This window comes from uncultured Citricoccus sp., assembly GCF_937871995.1.
Taxonomy (GTDB): domain Bacteria; phylum Actinomycetota; class Actinomycetes; order Actinomycetales; family Micrococcaceae; genus Citricoccus.
On the sequence record NZ_CALMQR010000051.1, the window covers coordinates 1 to 3020 of the forward strand.

Here is a 3020-nt window from a genome sequence, read left to right on the forward strand (position 1 = left end):
CCGGCACCCTCGGCTTCGAGCTGGCCGGGTCACAGACGACGGTGCTGTTCACCCAGTGACGGTGCTGCTCACCCGGTGACGGTGCCGTTCACCCGGTGATGGGGCCGACCCGCCTACCGGGTGCCGCGGCGCACGAAGCCGGTGGCCCGGCCGACGGCCTTGCCGGCCTGGGGCGAGACGACGACCTCCTGGGCGGCCGCGGTGAAGGACCAGCCGTCCTCGGCGTTGCCCTCCCGCACGAGCAGCTCGGCCTCGGGGTCGGTGTTGCGCTTGAGGATGGCCAGCGCGATCGGGCCCATCTCGTGGTGCTGGGCGGCCGAGGTGAGCGTGCCCACGGACCGGGCGGTGCCGGCCTCGGCGGTCCCGGACTCCGGGCGCACGACCACGTCCGCACCGGGCTCCGGCAGGGTGTGGCCCGAGCCGTCGAGCTGCAGGAACGCCAGGCGGCGCGGCGGGTGGCCGAGGTTGTGGACCCGGGCGATCGTCTCCTGACCCTTGTAACAGCCCTTGTTCAGGTGGACCGCCGTGCGCACGAGGTCCACCTCGTGCGGGATGGTGCGGTCATCGGTGTCCACCCCGTGGCGGGGCCGCAGCGCCGCGATGCGCAACCCCTCGGCGGCGAGCACGCCGGCCAGGGTGAAGCCCTCGGGCAGGGCACCGAGCTCGGAGACGGGCACGAGGTACTCGGACCAGGACCAGTCCGCGGCCGGGTGCCGAGCCGGGTCGGGGTCCACGGTGTACGGGAAGCCGCCCTCGCCGATGGCCGGCCAGGGATCGCGCCACCGGACGACGTCGTCCCGCTCGTCCCACGCCGGCACGTCACCGGTGGTGCCGATCACCGCGATCTCGCCGGTCCGGTCCGCGATCTCCACGCGGGACGCGAACTTCATCCTGGTCAGCCAGTCGGCCAGCCCCACGTTCTCCCCCGGTTCCACGGTGAGCCAGGTGGTGGCGCCGTCGTCCACGAGGTGGCAGTCGAACTCGATGCGGCCCTGGACGTCCAGGAACAGCGTCTCCGTGGAGGTCCCGGGCTCCACCCCCCGGTCCAGCCGCTGGCTGGTCAGCACGTGCAGCCAGGTCAGCCGCTCCGGGCCGGAGACCGTGACCACGCCGCGGTGGGACAGGTCCACCACCGCGGTGCCGGCGGCCAGCGCGCGCTGCTCGGCCACCGGCTGGCCGTAGTGCGCGGCCACCGGGGTGTCGGGACCGGTGCCGGCCACCGCGCCGTGGACGGCGTCCGGACCGGACAGCAGGGGCGAGGTGTAGGTCATCGGGGCAGTCTTCCCTGGGTGCGGTCGGGCATCCGGTCGAGGATGGCCGAGGCGTGCGGGTGCTCCTCGCCGCCGGCCGTGGCGTCCCAGCGCCAGAACAGCTGGCCGTTGACGAGCCCGAGGATCCGGGAACCGCCCTCGTAGGGCCCGGCGGCGGAGCCGCGCAGCACGGAGTCCGTGCGCAATTGGACCTGGGGGCCCTTGATGACGCCGTAGTACAGCTCCGTCAGGGACCCGGGGTGGGTGATCTGCGCCGTGATGGGGAAGCTGTCGTCCTGGCGCCGGTACGTCTCGACGTCCTCGGCGGACCGCAGGGTCGGCACCACGTCACCCGGGGACATCCCGGGTCCGGGATCACCGTCGCGGCGTTCCCGGTCGAGTGCCCAGAACCCGGACTCCACGGTCAGCGGGCGCAGCAGCGTGCCGTCCTCCTCGCAGAGCCACGACTCGGCGCGGTACTCCAGGAAGGGCAGCTGGTGGTCCGTGAAGTCGACCCGCTGGTAGAAGATCTCGCTGTCGCTGTCCCCGGCTCCCAGCCGGCCCTGTCCCTCCCAGGAGCCGATGAGCCAGGACAGCGGAGCGAGCTCCGGCGTCAGGTCGAAGGGCAGTTCAGTGGGCACGGGGAAGGATCAGCGCTGGCCCTTGTACAGGCCCGAGACCACGAGGACGGCGAACGCCGCCATGGCCAGGCCCGCGATGACGAGCAGGACGGTGAAGAAGACCTCAAGTGCAAGAATCGACATGCGGACATCCTACTCCAGCCGGGTTCCCTCGGCGTCCCGGCCTGCAACGTGACGACCATGCCGGACCTTGTCCAGCCAGTCCGCCACGAACTCGTCGGCCGGGTAGGTGTCCAGGTCCCCCTGCAGGGCCTGCAGCACCTGGTCCCCGGACTCGGCGTCCGGCACGTCGATGCGCAGCATCTCCTCGCCGTCGCGCTTGCGGCGCACCACCACGGAGGCCCCGACCACCCCGGCCCCGTAGCCGCCGAGGACCTGGGTCAGCACCCCGCCGACGAAGCGGAAGACCCGCTCCACCGGGTCGTCGCCACCCTCCTCGAGGTCCACCGAGTACAGCTCGTTGGCCATCGGTCCGGTCTCGTTCGTCATCACGTGCCTCCTTCCGCCGGTCAGCCCGGCATGATCCTGATCACAAAGTACGCGAGCAGCCCGGCCAGGGCCACGGGCGCCACTCCCAGCGCGACGGCGGCCCGGTTGCCCACGGGACGCCCCCGTCCACCGTCCGGCGCGGTGTGCCCGCCGAGCACCGATCCCAGCGCACCGAGCACGCCGGCCGTCACGGCCGCCGGCGGGTACAGCCCGGGCAGCACGAGCGCGAGCGCGAGGGGGGCGAGTCCGGCCAGCAGCACCGCGAGCAGCGCGTCCCAGGGCCCGGGCAACCGGGCCATCCCGGCCACGGCGGCGAGCGCGAGCGAGACGGCCAGGGAGAGGGTGAGGGCGCCGGCGTCGTGCCGGGCGACCGCGGTCCAGCCGGCGACGGCGCACACGACCACCACGCCGGCCACCGTCCCGGCCGTGGACTCCAGCCGCTGGGGGCGGCCGTGGCCGCGGAACAACTGGACCAGGAAGGCGGCCACCGTGCCCAGGGCCAGGCAGATGGCGACCGGCTCGATCAGCGATCCGCCGAAGGACCGGCGGGGGTCACCGGCCTCGGGGACCGGCCAGAGGGCCACGGCCCAGGTGGCGGCCAGTCCGGAGGCCAGCAGCACGGCGGTCAGGGAGCGGCGGG

The 3020-nt window shown here is 73.6% G+C and carries 4 protein-coding genes; all 4 read right to left on the reverse strand.

Annotated elements, in window-relative coordinates; translation table 11 throughout:
* Window positions 1-113: 113 nt before the first annotated feature.
* Complete coding sequence (locus Q0283_RS04620; protein WP_298043343.1) at window positions 114-1271, reverse strand: folate-binding protein YgfZ; 1158 nt, start codon at window positions 1269-1271, stop codon at window positions 114-116.
* Complete coding sequence (locus Q0283_RS04625) at window positions 1268-1891, reverse strand: FABP family protein (RefSeq protein ID WP_010143215.1); 624 nt, start codon at window positions 1889-1891, stop codon at window positions 1268-1270. Before Q0283_RS04625 ends, Q0283_RS04620 begins: the two co-directional genes overlap by 4 nt.
* 132 nt (window positions 1892-2023) lie before the next feature.
* Window positions 2024-2380: a hypothetical protein gene (locus tag Q0283_RS04630; protein ID WP_298043347.1), complete on the reverse strand. Its 357-nt coding sequence runs from the start codon at window positions 2378-2380 to the stop codon at window positions 2024-2026.
* Between the two features lie 20 nt (window positions 2381-2400).
* On the reverse strand, window positions 2401-3020 hold a 620-nt coding region (locus Q0283_RS04635; protein WP_298043348.1), incomplete at its 5' end, for a hypothetical protein.

Excerpts from the sequence above, each read along its gene's own strand:
- Q0283_RS04620 (WP_298043343.1), bottom strand. The coding sequence starts at position 1,271 with ATGACCTACACCTCGCCCCTGCTGTCCGGTCCGGACGCCGTCCACGGC.
- Q0283_RS04630 (WP_298043347.1), bottom strand. The coding sequence starts at position 2,380 with ATGACGAACGAGACCGGACCGATGGCCAACGAGCTGTACTCGGTGGAC.